The following is a 15,849-nucleotide window of genomic DNA, read 5'->3' on the forward strand; positions in this document are numbered from 1 at the left end:
GAACAAGCCTGAAAGAATCGAAAAATACTTGATTGAAGATTGAGTACTCAATAATTAGCTTTCTGAATTTCCAAATTTGTCTGGAGACCATAGCACTGTGGCACCACCTGATCCCATTCCGAACTCAGAAGTGAAACGCAGTCGCGCCGATGGTAGTGTGGGGTTTCCCCATGCGAGAGTAGGTCATCTCCAGGCGCCTAATTTCTCGGAAGAGAGTCGATAAAGCCCGTTGCCATGCAACGGGCTTTTTTCGTTTAGATTTTTGATTAACTTGCGTTCACAACGTCTGACACTAGAGCTTGCTAGCTTAATCGTTGGCTTTACGGTTTGTGAAGAGTGGTATTTATCAATAAATCAGGTCTTGGTGAGCCATTGCACCTTCTTTATTTAAACGTGTGGCGGCTTGAGTCTCGATAGCATGGATTACTTGGATAAGTCCATAGCTGCAACAATCAAGTTAACTGCTCAGTGAAGGATGGTTATCCGTAGCTTAATCTTCGGCACGATGATTGGCTCTAGGCATAGTCAATACTGCTCCTCAGCTGGTGATAATGCTGTAATGCTCCCTGTGCTTTACTTTAGGGATGGATTGTCATGTTAAAAAAAGCTTGGTTAGCGGCTTTTATTGCACGATAAGTAAATTATGGTGCTATTTGATGATGGTGGCTTAGCGAAAAATAAAGGGATTAGCCCTTTCACTGGGGAAGTTCGTCATGGATAACCTTGATAGAACGATAGAGTCGCGAGGTCTAGCCTACTGAGTTTATGAGTGTGCAGTGGGTAACTCTGTGGGTAAGCTGTGCGCCTCATGGTCGTAAGTTGAGTGTAAATAAATAATGACACTTTATGGCGAAAAGCGCTTGCACAATAGCGAACACTCCCTATAATGCAGCCCATCGACACGAGATGGTGCGGCAACGCAGTAGATAGTGACGACTTACTGACTACTTAAGGTATTCAGTAGTGACGACAAGTTGTTGAATAAAACACTTGACGCACAACAGGAAATGCGTAAAATACGCATCCCTAGCCCGTAGCGGCAACGTTCTTTAACAAGTAGAAGACAAGCAAATCTGTGTGGACATTCACAGTAGTTGATAAATCGACAACGATTTAAAACGTCTCGCAAGAGACTTCAACGAAGATGTCCGCATAACATGCAAATTCGGTGATTTATCATCGAATCGACAGAATTCATTGAGCAGGACCTTTGGGTCCGAACAAAACTTTAATTGAAGAGTTTGATCATGGCTCAGATTGAACGCTGGCGGCAGGCCTAACACATGCAAGTCGAGCGGCAGCGGGAAGTAACTTGTTACTTTGCCGGCGAGCGGCGGACGGGTGAGTAATGCCTGGGAATTTGCCCATTTGTGGGGGATAACAGTTGGAAACGACTGCTAATACCGCATACGCCCTACGGGGGAAAGCAGGGGAGCCTTCGGGTCCTTGCGCTGATGGATAAGCCCAGGTGGGATTAGCTAGTAGGTGAGGTAAAGGCTCACCTAGGCGACGATCCCTAGCTGTTCTGAGAGGATGATCAGCCACACTGGGACTGAGACACGGCCCAGACTCCTACGGGAGGCAGCAGTGGGGAATATTGCACAATGGGGGAAACCCTGATGCAGCCATGCCGCGTGTGTGAAGAAGGCCTTCGGGTTGTAAAGCACTTTCAGTAGGGAGGAAAGGTTGACGGTTAATACCCGTTAGCTGTGACGTTACCTACAGAAGAAGGACCGGCTAACTCCGTGCCAGCAGCCGCGGTAATACGGAGGGTCCGAGCGTTAATCGGAATTACTGGGCGTAAAGCGTGCGCAGGCGGTTTGTTAAGCGAGATGTGAAAGCCCCGGGCTCAACCTGGGAATTGCATTTTGAACTGGCAAACTAGAGTCTTGTAGAGGGGGGTAGAATTTCAGGTGTAGCGGTGAAATGCGTAGAGATCTGAAGGAATACCGGTGGCGAAGGCGGCCCCCTGGACAAAGACTGACGCTCATGCACGAAAGCGTGGGGAGCAAACAGGATTAGATACCCTGGTAGTCCACGCCGTAAACGATGTCTACTCGGAGTTTGGTGTCTTGAACACTGGGCTCTCAAGCTAACGCATTAAGTAGACCGCCTGGGGAGTACGGCCGCAAGGTTAAAACTCAAATGAATTGACGGGGGCCCGCACAAGCGGTGGAGCATGTGGTTTAATTCGATGCAACGCGAAGAACCTTACCTACTCTTGACATCCAGAGAATTCGCTAGAGATAGCTTAGTGCCTTCGGGAACTCTGAGACAGGTGCTGCATGGCTGTCGTCAGCTCGTGTTGTGAAATGTTGGGTTAAGTCCCGCAACGAGCGCAACCCTTATCCTTATTTGCCAGCACGTAATGGTGGGAACTCTAGGGAGACTGCCGGTGATAAACCGGAGGAAGGTGGGGACGACGTCAAGTCATCATGGCCCTTACGAGTAGGGCTACACACGTGCTACAATGGTCGGTACAGAGGGTTGCAAAGCCGCGAGGTGGAGCTAATCTCACAAAGCCGATCGTAGTCCGGATTGGAGTCTGCAACTCGACTCCATGAAGTCGGAATCGCTAGTAATCGTGGATCAGAATGCCACGGTGAATACGTTCCCGGGCCTTGTACACACCGCCCGTCACACCATGGGAGTGGGCTGCACCAGAAGTAGATAGCTTAACCCTTCGGGGAGGGCGTTTACCACGGTGTGGTTCATGACTGGGGTGAAGTCGTAACAAGGTAGCCCTAGGGGAACCTGGGGCTGGATCACCTCCTTACCTATGCGATTTAGCATTACTGTTGAGTGTTCACACAGATTGCCTTGTCTTGTTGACGAGCAAAACATTACCTTCCTTTGAAGGGGTGTCGTTCTTTAAAAATTTGGAAAGCTGATAGTAGAACTTAATGCGCGAGCATTAGGTGATACAAAATTGAGTTCTCAAAATACTTTAATCAAGTGTTTTGGATATTCTTTAACTTCAGAAATGAAGTAAATCAAGGCGTTCTTTTGCGAAAGCAAGAGACAGTAAAAACCAGCTAGTTGCAATACGCTCAAGTGAAACTCATTTGGGTTGTATGGTTAAGTGACTAAGCGTATACGGTGGATGCCTTGGCAGTCAGAGGCGATGAAGGACGTAGTAACTTGCGAAAAGCGTTGGCGAGCTAGTAACAAGCATTTGAGCTAACGATGTCCGAATGGGGAAACCCGGCCACATAAGTGGTCATCATACAGTGAATACATAGCTGTATGAGGCGAACCTGGGGAACTGAAACATCTAAGTACCCAGAGGAAAAGAAATCAACCGAGATTCCCTAAGTAGCGGCGAGCGAACGGGGATTAGCCCTTAAGTCTAGGGGGTGTTAGTGGAATGGTCTGGAAAGTCCAACGGTACAGGGTGATAGTCCCGTACATGAAAACTAACCTTAGATGAAAACGAGTAAGGCGGCACACGTGATATGTTGTCTGAACATGGGGGGACCATCCTCCAAGGCTAAATACTCCTGACTGACCGATAGTGAACCAGTACCGTGAGGGAAAGGCGAAAAGAACCCCTGTGAGGGGAGTGAAATAGAACCTGAAACCGTATACGTACAAGCAGTGGGAGCGGTTCTTGAGACCGTGACTGCGTACCTTTTGTATAATGGGTCAGCGACTTACATTTAGTAGCGAGGTTAAGCGAATAGCGGAGCCGTAGGGAAACCGAGTGTTAACTGCGCGTTTAGTTGCTAGGTGTAGACCCGAAACCCGGTGATCTAGCCATGGGCAGGTTGAAGGTTGAGTAACATCAACTGGAGGACCGAACCGACTAATGTTGAAAAATTAGCGGATGACTTGTGGCTGGGGGTGAAAGGCCAATCAAACCGGGAGATATCTGGTTCTCCTCGAAAGCTATTTAGGTAGCGCCTCGCACGAATACCATTGGGGGTAGAGCACTGTTAAGGCTAGGGGGTCATCCCGACTTACCAACCCTTTGCAAACTCCGAATACCAATGAGTACTATGCGGGAGACAGACAGCGGGTGCTAACGTCCGTTGTCAAAAGGGAAACAACCCAGACCGTCAGCTAAGGTCCCAAAGTACTAGCTAAGTGGGAAACGATGTGGGAAGGCTTAGACAGCTAGGATGTTGGCTTAGAAGCAGCCATCATTTAAAGAAAGCGTAATAGCTCACTAGTCGAGTCGGCCTGCGCGGAAGATGTAACGGGGCTAAGCTAGTCACCGAAGCTACGGGTGCATTTCATTAGAGATGCGCGGTAGAGGAGCGTTCTGTAAGCCGTTGAAGGTGAAGGGGTAACCCACGCTGGAGGTATCAGAAGTGCGAATGCTGACATGAGTAACGATAAAGGGGGTGAAAAACCCCCTCGCCGGAAGACCAAGGGTTCCTGTCCAACGTTAATCGGGGCAGGGTGAGTCGACCCCTAAGGCGAGGCCGAAAGGCGTAGTCGATGGGAAACGGGTTAATATTCCCGTACTTGTGCTAACTGCGATGGAGAGACGGAGAAGGCTAGGCTAGCGCGGCGTTGGTAGTCCGCGTTTAAGGTGGTAGGCGGTATTCTTAGGCAAATCCGGGAATACATACGCTGAGAGCTGATGACGAGGTCCTACGGGACTGAAGTAGTTGATGCCATGCTTCCAGGAAAATCTTCTAAGCTTCAGGTTAGCAGGAATCGTACCCCAAACCGACACAGGTGGTCGGGTAGAGAATACCAAGGCGCTTGAGAGAACTCGGCTGAAGGAACTAGGCAAAATGGTACCGTAACTTCGGGAGAAGGTACGCTCCTGCCGGTGATGAGACTTGCTCTCTAAGCTAGCGGGAGTCGCAGATACCAGGTGGCTGCAACTGTTTATCAAAAACACAGCACTGTGCAAAATCGCAAGATGAAGTATACGGTGTGACGCCTGCCCGGTGCCGGAAGGTTAATTGATTGGGTTATCTTCGGAGAAGCTCATGATCGAAGCCCCGGTAAACGGCGGCCGTAACTATAACGGTCCTAAGGTAGCGAAATTCCTTGTCGGGTAAGTTCCGACCTGCACGAATGGCGTAATGATGGCCACGCTGTCTCCAGCCGAGACTCAGTGAAGTTGAAATTGCGGTGAAGATGCCGTATACCCGCGGCTAGACGGAAAGACCCCGTGAACCTTTACTATAGCTTGGCACTGAACATTGAACCTACATGTGTAGGATAGGTGGGAGACTTTGAAGCATGAACGCTAGTTTGTGTGGAGTCGTCCTTGAAATACCACCCTTGTAGTTTTGATGTTCTAACCTAGGTCCCTTATCGGGATTAGGGACAGTGCCTGGTGGGTAGTTTGACTGGGGCGGTCTCCTCCCAAAGAGTAACGGAGGAGCACGAAGGTTGGCTAAGTACGGTCGGACATCGTACGGTTAGTGCAATGGCATAAGCCAGCTTAACTGCGAGACAGACACGTCGAGCAGGTACGAAAGTAGGTCATAGTGATCCGGTGGTTCTGAATGGAAGGGCCATCGCTCAACGGATAAAAGGTACTCCGGGGATAACAGGCTGATACCGCCCAAGAGTTCATATCGACGGCGGTGTTTGGCACCTCGATGTCGGCTCATCACATCCTGGGGCTGAAGTCGGTCCCAAGGGTATGGCTGTTCGCCATTTAAAGTGGTACGCGAGCTGGGTTCAGAACGTCGTGAGACAGTTCGGTCCCTATCTGCCGTGGGCGTTGGATGATTGAGGGGAGCTGCTCCTAGTACGAGAGGACCGGAGTGGACGAACCGCTGGTGTTCGGGTTGTCATGCCAATGGCATTGCCCGGTAGCTACGTTCGGAATCGATAACCGCTGAAAGCATCTAAGCGGGAAGCGAGCCCCAAGATGAGTCATCCCTAGGACTATAAGTCCTCTGAAGGGCCGTCCGAGACTAGGACGTTGATAGGCAAGGTGTGTAAGCGTTGTGAGGCGTTGAGCTAACTTGTACTAATGACCCGAGAGGCTTAACCATACAACCCAGATGGGTTTTACTGAACAAGCCTGAAAGAATCGAAAAATACTTGATTGAAGATTGAGTACTCAATAATTAGCTTTCTGAATTTCCAAATTTGTCTGGAGACCATAGCACTGTGGCACCACCTGATCCCATTCCGAACTCAGAAGTGAAACGCAGTCGCGCCGATGGTAGTGTGGGGTTTCCCCATGCGAGAGTAGGTCATCTCCAGGCGCCTAATTTCTCGGAAGAGAGTCGATAAAGCCCGTTGCCATGCAACGGGCTTTTTTCGTTTAGATTTTTGATTAACTTGCGTTCACAACGTCTGACACTAGAGCTTGCTAGCTTAATCGTTGGCTTTACGGTTTGTGAAGAGTGGTATTTATCAATAAATCAGGTCTTGGTGAGCCATTGCACCTTCTTTATTTAAACGTGTGGCGGCTTGAGTCTCGATAGCATGGATTACTTGGATAAGTCCATAGCTGCAACAATCAAGTTAACTGCTCAGTGAAGGATGGTTATCCGTAGCTTAATCTTCGGCACGATGATTGGCTCTAGGCATAGTCAATACTGCTCCTCAGCTGGTGATAATGCTGTAATGCTCCCTGTGCTTTACTTTAGGGATGGATTGTCATGTTAAAAAAAGCTTGGTTAGCGGCTTTTATTGCACGATAAGTAAATTATGGTGCTATTTGATGATGGTGGCTTAGCGAAAAATAAAGGGATTAGCCCTTTCACTGGGGAAGTTCGTCATGGATAACCTTGATAGAACGATAGAGTCGCGAGGTCTAGCCTACTGAGTTTATGAGTGTGCAGTGGGTAACTCTGTGGGTAAGCTGTGCGCCTCATGGTCGTAAGTTGAGTGTAAATAAATAATGACACTTTATGGCGAAAAGCGCTTGCACAATAGCGAACACTCCCTATAATGCAGCCCATCGACACGAGATGGTGCGGCAACGCAGTAGATAGTGACGACTTACTGACTACTTAAGGTATTCAGTAGTGACGACAAGTTGTTGAATAAAACACTTGACGCACAACAGGAAATGCGTAAAATACGCATCCCTAGCCCGTAGCGGCAACGTTCTTTAACAAGTAGAAGACAAGCAAATCTGTGTGGACATTCACAGTAGTTGATAAATCGACAACGATTTAAAACGTCTCGCAAGAGACTTCAACGAAGATGTCCGCATAACATGCAAATTCGGTGATTTATCATCGAATCGACAGAATTCATTGAGCAGGACCTTTGGGTCCGAACAAAACTTTAATTGAAGAGTTTGATCATGGCTCAGATTGAACGCTGGCGGCAGGCCTAACACATGCAAGTCGAGCGGCAGCGGGAAGTAACTTGTTACTTTGCCGGCGAGCGGCGGACGGGTGAGTAATGCCTGGGAATTTGCCCATTTGTGGGGGATAACAGTTGGAAACGACTGCTAATACCGCATACGCCCTACGGGGGAAAGCAGGGGAGCCTTCGGGTCCTTGCGCTGATGGATAAGCCCAGGTGGGATTAGCTAGTAGGTGAGGTAAAGGCTCACCTAGGCGACGATCCCTAGCTGTTCTGAGAGGATGATCAGCCACACTGGGACTGAGACACGGCCCAGACTCCTACGGGAGGCAGCAGTGGGGAATATTGCACAATGGGGGAAACCCTGATGCAGCCATGCCGCGTGTGTGAAGAAGGCCTTCGGGTTGTAAAGCACTTTCAGTAGGGAGGAAAGGTTGACGGTTAATACCCGTTAGCTGTGACGTTACCTACAGAAGAAGGACCGGCTAACTCCGTGCCAGCAGCCGCGGTAATACGGAGGGTCCGAGCGTTAATCGGAATTACTGGGCGTAAAGCGTGCGCAGGCGGTTTGTTAAGCGAGATGTGAAAGCCCCGGGCTCAACCTGGGAATTGCATTTTGAACTGGCAAACTAGAGTCTTGTAGAGGGGGGTAGAATTTCAGGTGTAGCGGTGAAATGCGTAGAGATCTGAAGGAATACCGGTGGCGAAGGCGGCCCCCTGGACAAAGACTGACGCTCATGCACGAAAGCGTGGGGAGCAAACAGGATTAGATACCCTGGTAGTCCACGCCGTAAACGATGTCTACTCGGAGTTTGGTGTCTTGAACACTGGGCTCTCAAGCTAACGCATTAAGTAGACCGCCTGGGGAGTACGGCCGCAAGGTTAAAACTCAAATGAATTGACGGGGGCCCGCACAAGCGGTGGAGCATGTGGTTTAATTCGATGCAACGCGAAGAACCTTACCTACTCTTGACATCCAGAGAATTCGCTAGAGATAGCTTAGTGCCTTCGGGAACTCTGAGACAGGTGCTGCATGGCTGTCGTCAGCTCGTGTTGTGAAATGTTGGGTTAAGTCCCGCAACGAGCGCAACCCTTATCCTTATTTGCCAGCACGTAATGGTGGGAACTCTAGGGAGACTGCCGGTGATAAACCGGAGGAAGGTGGGGACGACGTCAAGTCATCATGGCCCTTACGAGTAGGGCTACACACGTGCTACAATGGTCGGTACAGAGGGTTGCAAAGCCGCGAGGTGGAGCTAATCTCACAAAGCCGATCGTAGTCCGGATTGGAGTCTGCAACTCGACTCCATGAAGTCGGAATCGCTAGTAATCGTGGATCAGAATGCCACGGTGAATACGTTCCCGGGCCTTGTACACACCGCCCGTCACACCATGGGAGTGGGCTGCACCAGAAGTAGATAGCTTAACCCTTCGGGGAGGGCGTTTACCACGGTGTGGTTCATGACTGGGGTGAAGTCGTAACAAGGTAGCCCTAGGGGAACCTGGGGCTGGATCACCTCCTTACCTATGCGATTTAGCATTACTGTTGAGTGTTCACACAGATTGCCTTGTCTTGTTGACGAGCAAAACATTACCTTCCTTTGAAGGGGTGTCGTTCTTTAAAAATTTGGAAAGCTGATAGTAGAACTTAATGCGCGAGCATTAGGTGATACAAAATTGAGTTCTCAAAATACTTTAATCAAGTGTTTTGGATATTCTTTAACTTCAGAAATGAAGTAAATCAAGGCGTTCTTTTGCGAAAGCAAGAGACAGTAAAAACCAGCTAGTTGCAATACGCTCAAGTGAAACTCATTTGGGTTGTATGGTTAAGTGACTAAGCGTATACGGTGGATGCCTTGGCAGTCAGAGGCGATGAAGGACGTAGTAACTTGCGAAAAGCGTTGGCGAGCTAGTAACAAGCATTTGAGCTAACGATGTCCGAATGGGGAAACCCGGCCACATAAGTGGTCATCATACAGTGAATACATAGCTGTATGAGGCGAACCTGGGGAACTGAAACATCTAAGTACCCAGAGGAAAAGAAATCAACCGAGATTCCCTAAGTAGCGGCGAGCGAACGGGGATTAGCCCTTAAGTCTAGGGGGTGTTAGTGGAATGGTCTGGAAAGTCCAACGGTACAGGGTGATAGTCCCGTACATGAAAACTAACCTTAGATGAAAACGAGTAAGGCGGCACACGTGATATGTTGTCTGAACATGGGGGGACCATCCTCCAAGGCTAAATACTCCTGACTGACCGATAGTGAACCAGTACCGTGAGGGAAAGGCGAAAAGAACCCCTGTGAGGGGAGTGAAATAGAACCTGAAACCGTATACGTACAAGCAGTGGGAGCGGTTCTTGAGACCGTGACTGCGTACCTTTTGTATAATGGGTCAGCGACTTACATTTAGTAGCGAGGTTAAGCGAATAGCGGAGCCGTAGGGAAACCGAGTGTTAACTGCGCGTTTAGTTGCTAGGTGTAGACCCGAAACCCGGTGATCTAGCCATGGGCAGGTTGAAGGTTGAGTAACATCAACTGGAGGACCGAACCGACTAATGTTGAAAAATTAGCGGATGACTTGTGGCTGGGGGTGAAAGGCCAATCAAACCGGGAGATATCTGGTTCTCCTCGAAAGCTATTTAGGTAGCGCCTCGCACGAATACCATTGGGGGTAGAGCACTGTTAAGGCTAGGGGGTCATCCCGACTTACCAACCCTTTGCAAACTCCGAATACCAATGAGTACTATGCGGGAGACAGACAGCGGGTGCTAACGTCCGTTGTCAAAAGGGAAACAACCCAGACCGTCAGCTAAGGTCCCAAAGTACTAGCTAAGTGGGAAACGATGTGGGAAGGCTTAGACAGCTAGGATGTTGGCTTAGAAGCAGCCATCATTTAAAGAAAGCGTAATAGCTCACTAGTCGAGTCGGCCTGCGCGGAAGATGTAACGGGGCTAAGCTAGTCACCGAAGCTACGGGTGCATTTCATTAGAGATGCGCGGTAGAGGAGCGTTCTGTAAGCCGTTGAAGGTGAAGGGGTAACCCACGCTGGAGGTATCAGAAGTGCGAATGCTGACATGAGTAACGATAAAGGGGGTGAAAAACCCCCTCGCCGGAAGACCAAGGGTTCCTGTCCAACGTTAATCGGGGCAGGGTGAGTCGACCCCTAAGGCGAGGCCGAAAGGCGTAGTCGATGGGAAACGGGTTAATATTCCCGTACTTGTGCTAACTGCGATGGAGAGACGGAGAAGGCTAGGCTAGCGCGGCGTTGGTAGTCCGCGTTTAAGGTGGTAGGCGGTATTCTTAGGCAAATCCGGGAATACATACGCTGAGAGCTGATGACGAGGTCCTACGGGACTGAAGTAGTTGATGCCATGCTTCCAGGAAAATCTTCTAAGCTTCAGGTTAGCAGGAATCGTACCCCAAACCGACACAGGTGGTCGGGTAGAGAATACCAAGGCGCTTGAGAGAACTCGGCTGAAGGAACTAGGCAAAATGGTACCGTAACTTCGGGAGAAGGTACGCTCCTGCCGGTGATGAGACTTGCTCTCTAAGCTAGCGGGAGTCGCAGATACCAGGTGGCTGCAACTGTTTATCAAAAACACAGCACTGTGCAAAATCGCAAGATGAAGTATACGGTGTGACGCCTGCCCGGTGCCGGAAGGTTAATTGATTGGGTTATCTTCGGAGAAGCTCATGATCGAAGCCCCGGTAAACGGCGGCCGTAACTATAACGGTCCTAAGGTAGCGAAATTCCTTGTCGGGTAAGTTCCGACCTGCACGAATGGCGTAATGATGGCCACGCTGTCTCCAGCCGAGACTCAGTGAAGTTGAAATTGCGGTGAAGATGCCGTATACCCGCGGCTAGACGGAAAGACCCCGTGAACCTTTACTATAGCTTGGCACTGAACATTGAACCTACATGTGTAGGATAGGTGGGAGACTTTGAAGCATGAACGCTAGTTTGTGTGGAGTCGTCCTTGAAATACCACCCTTGTAGTTTTGATGTTCTAACCTAGGTCCCTTATCGGGATTAGGGACAGTGCCTGGTGGGTAGTTTGACTGGGGCGGTCTCCTCCCAAAGAGTAACGGAGGAGCACGAAGGTTGGCTAAGTACGGTCGGACATCGTACGGTTAGTGCAATGGCATAAGCCAGCTTAACTGCGAGACAGACACGTCGAGCAGGTACGAAAGTAGGTCATAGTGATCCGGTGGTTCTGAATGGAAGGGCCATCGCTCAACGGATAAAAGGTACTCCGGGGATAACAGGCTGATACCGCCCAAGAGTTCATATCGACGGCGGTGTTTGGCACCTCGATGTCGGCTCATCACATCCTGGGGCTGAAGTCGGTCCCAAGGGTATGGCTGTTCGCCATTTAAAGTGGTACGCGAGCTGGGTTCAGAACGTCGTGAGACAGTTCGGTCCCTATCTGCCGTGGGCGTTGGATGATTGAGGGGAGCTGCTCCTAGTACGAGAGGACCGGAGTGGACGAACCGCTGGTGTTCGGGTTGTCATGCCAATGGCATTGCCCGGTAGCTACGTTCGGAATCGATAACCGCTGAAAGCATCTAAGCGGGAAGCGAGCCCCAAGATGAGTCATCCCTAGGACTATAAGTCCTCTGAAGGGCCGTCCGAGACTAGGACGTTGATAGGCAAGGTGTGTAAGCGTTGTGAGGCGTTGAGCTAACTTGTACTAATGACCCGAGAGGCTTAACCATACAACCCAGATGGGTTTTACTGAACAAGCCTGAAAGAATCGAAAAATACTTGATTGAAGATTGAGTACTCAATAATTAGCTTTCTGAATTTCCAAATTTGTCTGGAGACCATAGCACTGTGGCACCACCTGATCCCATTCCGAACTCAGAAGTGAAACGCAGTCGCGCCGATGGTAGTGTGGGGTTTCCCCATGCGAGAGTAGGTCATCTCCAGGCGCCTAATTTCTCGGAAGAGAGTCGATAAAGCCCGTTGCCATGCAACGGGCTTTTTTCGTTAGTTTTTTTTTGCATTTATCGATGCAAAAGATGGCAGCAGAAGGTTAATTAAGGGAAAGGTTAGGAACTGTTGGGATAGGCTAGCTAAGAGCTAAAAATGAATTATTTAGTATTTCTAAAAGGTGTTTAGCTGATTATTTTGATAAATAAGTTCAAACTTCGTTTGAGATAAGGTCGCAGGGTTCTACCCTGCGCTGGGCTAGAAGGGGGTGGAAGGCTAGCCAGCAACATCCCTATTTAACGGCCAGCTCGAGATCCCTTTCTTGCGCTAAGAGTGGCCGTTGGCCTTCGTCTTGCAACGCCCCCTGCTGAATAATATCCCTATTTAACGGCCAATTCGGCATCCATGCCTCGTTTAAGTGATTTACAACAACTGATTAAGGTTGCCTCAATGGGACTCGGTGTCGTCTTTGGCAATTAAGCCATGGGTGTGGATTATCAATATTCGGCGTAAGGTAAGTGGTTGTTGTGAATTGCTATAACAACCACTGCCACTCTGATATGGTACTTATTAATCAATGGCTTCGATAAAAATTAGACTGTCTGAGCGGCTGTTATTTTGAGTATTTTCCGATGAATGCACTTCACTTAAAAGCTTTGTTGTTATCCATAGAAACTGGCTCGATTTCGGCGGCGGGGCGTAAGCTCGGTAAGAAGCAGTCGCAGGTGAGCCAATGGATTTCAGATCTGGAAATTGATCTTGGGATCAGTTTTTTTGATCGCACTGGCAATAAAACGAGCTTGAGTAACGATGGCCAGCGCTTATTGCCGCACTTAACGCACACCTTCAGTCAGATGGATAAGTTTGTGTGCAGCGCGGCTATGTTGGCGCAAGGTGAACCGACTTTACTCACTATTGGCGTTGAAAACTATATTCCTGATAGGGTGTTTACCGAGCCACTGGCGTTAGTGCTCGGTATCGCGCCATTAAGCGTTGAAGTGTATCGCGATGATAAAACTAAGCTGGAGCAAGATTTAAGAGATGGTTATGTGGATGTTGTTATCAGCCATGAGTCAGTGACCTTGCACCATAAGCATTTTGAGTATTGCCGCCTAGGCCATTATCAAGAAATTTTAGTGTGTCATCATGACCATCCGCTAGCAAGGCTGGCTGTGACCCGAGCCATTAACAGCAATGATTTAAGTGAATATCGCGAGCTGGTGTGGGGGCGGGTGAAGGATGATGACAACGATGGCTTTAGCCCAAGTTACTGTGTATTTGCTGATATCTCGTCACTGATTGCCATGCTTAAACACAATAAGGGTTTTGCCTCTTTGCCGGCAGACAGTGTGGCGGCGTTGATTACTAGCGGTCAACTGGTAGAGCTCAGTTGTGACTTTGAGCTGACAGCGATTGCGCGCAAAGTGGAACTCTGTTGGCGCAGTGGCTTTACGCTGTGCGAGATTGGCCGTCAGGTGATAAACACTTTTAAGCAGCATAATCAGTTAAATGGCTAAATTGGCGCTCATACCTAGAACTTAATACCTAGAACTTAAAACTTAGCGGCTAATGATTGAGGTATCAGCTAGCAGCTATTGCATAACCACTTAACTAACCATGCCGCTCAAAGCGTTGACGGCATGTGGTTGCTGCTGGTGTTCACTGATGGGTTTACCGTTTAGCTGAGCGCTGGCTATTCATCGGCATCAAAAACCACTTCGCCTTGCAGCAAGGTCATTAAGATTTCAGTGTTAGCAATGGCATTGATAGGTAGGCGGGTAATGTCTTGCGCTAAGATCACTAAGTCTGCCGATTTCCCTACCTTAATTGAGCCAGTAATATCGCTAATGCCTAAGCTTGCGGCGGCATTGATGGTATAAGCATCTATGGCGGCATCAATATTGCTAAGGCCAGCACTTCCCATGTTAAGGCTGTTAGCTATGCCGACTAATGGGTTGATATCATGCACATTCCAGTCGCTACTTAAAGTGATGTTAGCGCCTGAATTAAAGATAGGTTTTAAGTTCATCATGGCGTGGGTGCGCTCGCTGCCAAGAAACGCCAATGCCCATGGATGGTCGTGATTGGCCACGTAATCTGAGCCTACCTGAAAATCTGCGGTCACATCGAGCTTGGCAAAACGCGGCACGTCTTTGGCATCCACTAATTCTACATGGGGTAAGCTATAAGCTTGCTGCGAGCCAAGGCTGCGGACATATTCGATAGCATTCAATGACTCACGCACCGCACCATCACCAATGGCATGAATATGCGCGCTATAACCAATCTGATTGAGCTTATCGAGCCAAGTGGTCATTTGCTTGGGCGCAATGTAATTGATGCCTAGGGCTCATCTGGGATATAAGTCTCTAAATACGGAGCCAAAGTTTTAGCTGTGCCGTTAATGAAAATACCATCGCTATACATTTTGGCTTGGTTTATCAGTAGTAAGCGCGACTTATCACTGGGTTGGATTTTCTTTAAATAGGCTAATTGCGGCGCCATCGCATAGGTTGGGTAAATCCATGGCCGTAAAGAGACGCGCGCAGTTAAGTCACCGTCTTTCTCAGCTTGTTGCCATACTTCAAACCAGCCGCGTTTCCAATACATGCGGCCATCGCCTATGGTAGTAATTCCATGGGCGGCGGCTTCGGCAAGGCCGGTCATTAAGCCGTCATAGCTTTGATTAAACTGATCATTGAGGCTGTTCCATGCCATCTCCATCACTATGTCGCCAGCGTAATCAAATAAGATGCCATTAAGCTCGCCGTGTTCATCTTTAAGAATTTTGCCGCCTTGTGGCTCAGGGGGATTTTTAGTGATGCCAGCGCGTTTCAGCGCAACTGAGTTAACCCACATGGAGTGAGATGTTTGCTCCATGATGATGACGGGCTGGTCGGGAAAAATGCTATCAATAACGGCCAGCGGCGTAGTGCTATTAGCGTCATTTAAAATCGCGTCCAGTGAAAAGCCATAACCCATCACCCAAGCGTTTGGAGTCGCTTGCTTACGACATGCTGTTAAATAGGCAATTTGCTCTGTGAGCGCGGCACTGATGTTGAGCTCGCAGTTGCTGCCTGCTGGCGATGCTGCTTCAAACACATGGTTGTGATGATCAATAAAGCCTCGCATGACAAAGGCTTGCTCAATATCTATCACCTCAGTAGCGCTAGTGTGATACTCATCTACTTCATCTTCATGGCCAACAAAGACAATCTTGCCAGCAGCAATGGCAATAGTATCAGCCTCATCAAAGCCATAAATCTTGGCGTTAGTGATAATCATGTCGGCGCTTGCCTTATCATGCGATTGCTGCTCTTGCACCGTCTGTTCTTGTACCGATGGGGTTTGAGCGCTTGGTACATGCGCGCTCATAGTCACGCTTGCGAGCAATGCTAAGCTGTATGCCTTCTTCATAGTTTCTCCCGGTAATAGTTCGTAATCTTATTGCCTATAAACAGCAAGGCTGGTATGAGCTAATGCTAGCGCGAGACAATCCACAAGGAAAAATAGTGAGTATCACAAGATTGGAATAGCAAGAATGCAGTTTTGGTGGATTTACTGATTGAGTATTAGCTGGCATTCAACGAATGCCGCCGCAGTATGGCTAGAGGATTATTGGCGAAGGATTGGTTGATTGTATGCTATTAACTCAAGTAGGTTAAAGTTGTTT

Annotated in this window: 3 protein-coding genes and 7 rRNA genes; 8 read left to right on the forward strand and 2 right to left on the reverse strand. The window is 48.9% G+C overall.

Annotated features, from left to right (window positions below):
* Positions 1-79: 79 nt before the first annotated feature.
* The 8 genes from rrf (AC1HDP_RS14905) to AC1HDP_RS14940 all read left to right on the forward strand — a co-directional run bounded on the left by rrf (AC1HDP_RS14905) (position 80) and on the right by AC1HDP_RS14940 (position 13,693).
* Positions 80-195 (forward strand): 5S ribosomal RNA (gene rrf / locus AC1HDP_RS14905).
* A gap of 1,034 nt (positions 196-1,229) precedes the next feature.
* A 16S ribosomal RNA gene (locus AC1HDP_RS14910) occupies positions 1,230-2,776 on the forward strand.
* A gap of 300 nt (positions 2,777-3,076) precedes the next feature.
* Positions 3,077-5,969, forward strand: a 23S ribosomal RNA gene (locus tag AC1HDP_RS14915).
* A 100-nt stretch (positions 5,970-6,069) separates the two neighbouring features.
* A 5S ribosomal RNA gene (gene rrf, locus AC1HDP_RS14920) occupies positions 6,070-6,185 on the forward strand.
* A 1,034-nt stretch (positions 6,186-7,219) separates the two neighbouring features.
* Positions 7,220-8,766 (forward strand): 16S ribosomal RNA (locus AC1HDP_RS14925).
* Positions 8,767-9,066: 300 nt separating this feature from the next.
* Positions 9,067-11,959: ribosomal RNA gene (locus AC1HDP_RS14930) — 23S ribosomal RNA — on the forward strand.
* A gap of 100 nt (positions 11,960-12,059) precedes the next feature.
* Positions 12,060-12,175: ribosomal RNA gene (gene rrf / locus AC1HDP_RS14935) — 5S ribosomal RNA — on the forward strand.
* Together the 16S, 23S and 5S rRNA genes form the textbook arrangement of a ribosomal RNA operon.
* Before the next feature lie 633 nt (positions 12,176-12,808).
* Positions 12,809-13,693 (forward strand): LysR family transcriptional regulator, encoded by an 885-nt coding sequence (locus AC1HDP_RS14940; RefSeq protein ID WP_479639344.1) that lies wholly within the window; start codon positions 12,809-12,811, stop codon positions 13,691-13,693.
* A gap of 176 nt (positions 13,694-13,869) precedes the next feature.
* On the opposite strand, the gene AC1HDP_RS14945 is transcribed toward AC1HDP_RS14940, so the two are convergent.
* Both AC1HDP_RS14945 and AC1HDP_RS14950 read right to left on the reverse strand, forming a co-directional pair.
* A complete protein-coding gene (locus AC1HDP_RS14945; RefSeq protein ID WP_479639345.1) occupies positions 13,870-14,493 on the reverse strand; it encodes an amidohydrolase family protein in 624 nt (207 codons plus the stop codon).
* Between the two features lie 26 nt (positions 14,494-14,519).
* The gene (locus tag AC1HDP_RS14950; RefSeq protein ID WP_479639346.1) at positions 14,520-15,593 is read right to left on the reverse strand and encodes an amidohydrolase family protein; all 1,074 of its coding nucleotides are present in this window, start codon (positions 15,591-15,593) and stop codon (positions 14,520-14,522) included.
* Positions 15,594-15,849 lie beyond the last annotated feature (256 nt).

It is taken from the genome of Shewanella sp. ISS20, assembly GCF_056522965.1.

Coding starts and splice junctions, on each gene's coding strand:
- AC1HDP_RS14940 (WP_479639344.1), top strand. CDS start 12,809: ATGAATGCACTTCACTTAAAAGCTTTGTTGTTATCCATAGAAACTGGC.
- AC1HDP_RS14945 (WP_479639345.1), bottom strand. CDS start 14,493: ATGACCACTTGGCTCGATAAGCTCAATCAGATTGGTTATAGCGCGCAT.
- AC1HDP_RS14950 (WP_479639346.1), bottom strand. CDS start 15,593: ATGAAGAAGGCATACAGCTTAGCATTGCTCGCAAGCGTGACTATGAGC.